The organism is Intestinibacter sp. (genome assembly GCF_022780145.1).
Classification (GTDB): Bacteria; Bacillota; Clostridia; order Peptostreptococcales; family Peptostreptococcaceae; genus Intestinibacter.
Genome location: NZ_JALEXO010000282.1, coordinates 1 through 4,624, shown reverse-complemented (window position 1 = coordinate 4,624; position 4,624 = coordinate 1). Strand labels below are relative to the sequence as shown.

The following is a 4,624-nucleotide window of genomic DNA, read 5'->3' as shown; positions in this document are numbered from 1 at the left end:
TAAAGGTGAAGTTGTTTGTATAATAGGATCTTCTGGTTCAGGAAAATCAACTCTTCTTCGTTGTATAAATTTACTTGAAACTCCAAGTGGTGGAGAAATAATATGCAACGGTGAAAATATACTAGATGAAAAACACGATGTATATAAATATCGTACAAAATTAGGAATGGTATTCCAACAATTTAATCTATTCAACAATCACGATGTATTGGGAAACTGTACTGTTGGACAAATTAAAGTTTTAAAACGTTCAAAGCAAGAGGCTGAAAAGGTAGCTATGAAGTATTTAAAGGTTGTTGGAATGGATAAATTTATAAATGCAAAGCCAAAGCAATTATCAGGTGGACAAAAGCAACGTGTTGCTATAGCTAGAGCACTTTCTATGGAGCCTGATGTTATGCTATTTGATGAGCCGACTTCTGCGCTTGACCCTGAAATGGTCGGAGAAGTTTTAAAGGTTATGAAGGAGCTAGCAGAAAGTGGACTTACAATGCTAGTTGTTACTCATGAAATGGAATTCGCTAGAGAGGTTTCTGATAGAGTTGTATTTATGGATCAAGGAGTAATAGCAGAAGAAGGTACTCCAGAACAGATATTTAATAATCCAGTACAAGAACGTACTCGTGAATTTTTGAAACGTACTTTAAAAAATATGTAAGCTTATAGAATATAAATTATATATAATAAAATTGATATAAATCTATACATTGATATAGTTTTACTCGATAAATAAATTACAAAAGTAATAGTATTAAAAGCTATTACTTTTTTTTGAGTTTTTTATTAAAAAATGAATGTTGAAGTGTATAGATATTATATAAAAAAATTTATAAAAACATACTATATAACTTTTATTATACATTAAAATTATAGAAATATATGGTATTATAAATATGACATTATTTTTGAACTTAATAAATTTTTATCCATAAGGAGGAATGAAGAAAAAATGGAGTCAGTTTTAATTATGGGTGGAAGTGATTTCATAGGAAAATCACTTGCTAAGTATTTTATAGAACATGGACATAAAGTAGATGTCTTGACTACAGGAAAAATTGATTATGAGGGAGTAAATAAACATTTTTCATGTAACAGAAGGAAAGAAGAAGAATTAAAAAATGTACTTAAAGATAATGAATATACTTATATTTATGATATGACTGCTTTCTTAAAGTCAGACATAGCAGAATTAATTCAATTTGTTAATAGAGACACATTAAAAAAATACGTTGTACTATCTTCTGCAGCTGTATATAAAAACACAGGTAAATACATAACAGAGGATGGAGAAAAAGGAGTAAATCCAGCTTGGGGTAAGTATGGAATAGAAAAGGTAGAGGCTGAAAAATATATTACAGAAAGTGATATCCCTTACATAATAATAAGACCAACTCATATTTATGGACCAGAAAATAACTTATATAGGGAAATGTATTTCTTTGATAGAATCAAAGAAGGTAAAGCGATTCCAGTACCTAGTGATAGAAATGAACCAGTAGTAAACCAATTTATTTACATTGATGATTTTGTAAAGGTTTTATATAGCTTGACAAAAAACGATATAGTAAGAGAAGCGTATAACGTTTCTACACCACAGCTTGTTACTTGGAAAAAATTAATAGAAACATGTGGAGAAATTGTAGGCAAAGAACCTATAATAAAATATGTAAATTCAGATAAAATAAAGGTAAAGGACAGAAGCTATTTTCCATTTACAAACACTAGCTGTGTATTAGAAATAGATAAATTAATAGATCATGGACTTTATACACCTAATATACTTATTGAAAAAGGATTAAAGAAAACATATAAGTGGTATGTAAAGAATAAACCAAAAATGGAAGACCCAGAAATGGTAGAAGTGGATCAAGTTTTAAAAATAGTGTAATTTGAATATTAAAAATTTACGAATTATTTACAAAAAACAGTTATTAATATATAATTGAAATATATTTTGATATTATGGCGTCTAAAGAAAGTCTTTAGACGTTTTTCTATATTATGAAATACAAAAACGGGTAAAAGGAGATAAGGAAGATGGAAAAAGTTGAAAGTTTTAAATTAGATCACAATAAAGTAAAAGCACCTTTTGTAAGAAAATGCTGTGTATTAGATGGAAAAATGGGAGACAAGGTAAGTAAATTCGATTTAAGATTTTTACAACCTAATGTAGAAGCTTTTGGAACAGCTGCTATGCACGGTTTAGAACATTTATTAGCAACTTATTTAAGAGAAGAATTAGATGATATTATAGATTTATCACCAATGGGATGCAGAACTGGTTTCTACCTAGTTATGTGGGGAGATGTAGATGCAAAAACTGTTAAAGAAGGTCTTGAAAGAGCTTTAATAAAGGTTATAAATGCGAAGGAAATGATAGCAGCAACTGCTGTTGAATGTGGAAACTACAGAGATTTATCATTATTTGGGGCTCAAGAATATGCTAAATATGTGTTAGATAAAGGATTTTCACTAAATATATACGGAGAATAATATAAATAAAAAATAGTGTATTTAAAATAAAAATAGAAAATAATAGATATATATTATATATGTGGAGATAATCGATAAAATGGTAATAAATCAAGGAAAAACAATATCTGATATATTAGTGGATAAATCTGAAGTTCTTAGATATTTAGGGCATAATGGACAAGATATAGATGATGATTTAAATTCTCAAATAGATCAATGTATTGAGGAGACTAAAGAAAATATTGATATAAAGTATGTCTATGAAATATACAATATAAAAAATGATTTAGATTCTAATACTATTGAATTTGAAAACTCAACATTAAAACTACAAAGCAAAGATTTAAGTGAATTGCTTGAAGATTGTGATAAATGTGTTTTGATGAACGCTACACTTGGATTTAATATCGAAAAAAATATCAGAAGATATAGTTATAAAAACCTAACTAAAGGTGTGATAATAGATGCTTGTGCTACAACTTCTATTGAGGAAGTTTGCGATATGGTACAAGATAGCATTTTGCAAGATGTAGCCAAAGAAGGAAAATCCTTAACGATGAGATATAGCCCAGGATATGGAGATCTAGATATAAGAGCGAATAAGGATATATTAAATGTATTAAATGCACAAAGAAAAATAGGGGTTACAGTGACAGATACAGGGATTATGATACCTAGAAAATCTGTAGTAGCTTTAATAGGTATAACAAATAAAAAAATAAAAAAAGTTAAACGAACATGTGATAATTGTCCTAACAGAGATAATTGCGAGTTTAGAAGAAAGGCTGATGGTTGTGGAAGTAAAACAATATATAAAGGATAATATACTAATAATTGATGGTGGTATGGGAACTATGCTTCAAGGAAGAGGTCTACAAACTGGACAAAATCCTGAAGCATTTGGATACGAGCATCCAGAAATATTAGTTGAGATACACAAGGAATATTTTGAAGCAGGTGCAAATGTAGCTACAACTTGTACATTTGGCTGCAACGAATTAAAATTACCAGAAGGATATGAAGTAGAACAAATAGTAGATTCAGCAGTAAAGGCTGCTAAAAAGGCCGCTTCTCTAGTAGATAATGGAAATGAAAAATATGTAGCTCTTGATATAGGACCAATAGGTGAAATGCTTGAACCTATGGGTACACTTAGCTTTGACAGAGCTTATGAAATATTTAAAAGACAAGTAGTACAAGGTCAAAAATCAGGCGCAGATTTAATAATTATAGAAACTATGATGGATCTATATGAAATAAAAGCTGCTTTACTTGCTGCTAAAGAAAATACTGATTTACCAGTATTCACCACTATGACTTTTGATGAAAATGGAAGAAGCTTCACAGGATGTTTACCAGAAAGTATGGTAGTTACATTACAAGGCTTAGGAGCAGATGCTGTAGGTGTCAACTGTTCTCTTGGACCAGAACAATTAAAGCCAATGGTAGAAAAAATAATAAGAAGAGCTAGTGTACCAGTAATAGTACAACCTAATGCAGGGCTTCCTGACATCGAAAATGGACAAACTGTATATAAAATGACAGCAGAACAATTCTTAGAAGGAGTGTCTGAATTTGTAAAAATGGGTGCAACTATAGTAGGTGGATGCTGTGGAACAAATCCTGAGTATATAGAGCAGATAACTTCACGCGTGGTGTCTGGAGATATTGTGAAGACATCTAAGGTTCATGTGGAAAGGCAGCAGGCCGCCGGTGGCGAAAAGGACAATTTCCTCAGAGATCGGCAAAAACATGGTGGTGTTGACAGCAAAAAATCAGAAACGCATAAATTGATCGCTGTGGAGCTGGCACCACCGGTGGATGTCAACGATCAGAAGCTGCTTGATGCAGCCCATATACTTAAGCAGTCTCATGTGGATGTGGTGACATTTCCTGATTCTCCATCTGGAAGAACAAGGGCGGATTCGATACTAATGGCGGAGAAGGTGCATAAAGAGACGGGACTTCGGGTTATGCCTCACCTGTGCTGCAGGGATAAGAATGCGATAGCTATAAGAGGAAGCGTGCTTGGTGCACAGCTCAATGGTATAAAGGATTTTCTTGTCATAACAGGTGATCCGGTTCCGGTCATGTTCAGGCAGACCACCAGGAGTGTGTTCAATTTTGATTCGGTTGGCATGATGAAACT

The 4,624-nt window shown here is 31.8% G+C and carries 5 protein-coding genes; all 5 read left to right on the top strand.

Annotated features, from left to right (window positions below):
• Positions 1-658: amino acid ABC transporter ATP-binding protein (locus MR593_RS10685; RefSeq protein WP_290692700.1), on the top strand; the 658-nt coding region annotated here is incomplete at its 5' end.
• 291 nt (positions 659-949) lie between these two features.
• Positions 950-1,888 carry an NAD-dependent epimerase/dehydratase family protein gene (locus MR593_RS10680; protein WP_290692698.1) on the top strand — a complete coding sequence of 313 codons (939 nt, stop codon included), beginning with the start codon at positions 950-952 and terminating at the stop codon, positions 1,886-1,888.
• Positions 1,889-2,037: 149 nt separating this feature from the next.
• Positions 2,038-2,493 (top strand): S-ribosylhomocysteine lyase, encoded by a 456-nt coding sequence (locus MR593_RS10675; RefSeq protein ID WP_290692696.1) that lies wholly within the window; start codon positions 2,038-2,040, stop codon positions 2,491-2,493.
• A 79-nt stretch (positions 2,494-2,572) separates the two neighbouring features.
• Positions 2,573-3,298 (top strand): vitamin B12 dependent-methionine synthase activation domain-containing protein, encoded by a 726-nt coding sequence (locus tag MR593_RS10670; protein WP_290692694.1) that lies wholly within the window; start codon positions 2,573-2,575, stop codon positions 3,296-3,298.
• Positions 3,264-4,624, top strand: a 1,361-nt coding sequence (locus MR593_RS10665) for a homocysteine S-methyltransferase family protein (RefSeq protein ID WP_290692692.1), incomplete at its 3' end; no start/stop codon positions are given. The genes MR593_RS10670 and MR593_RS10665, both read left to right, overlap by 35 nt.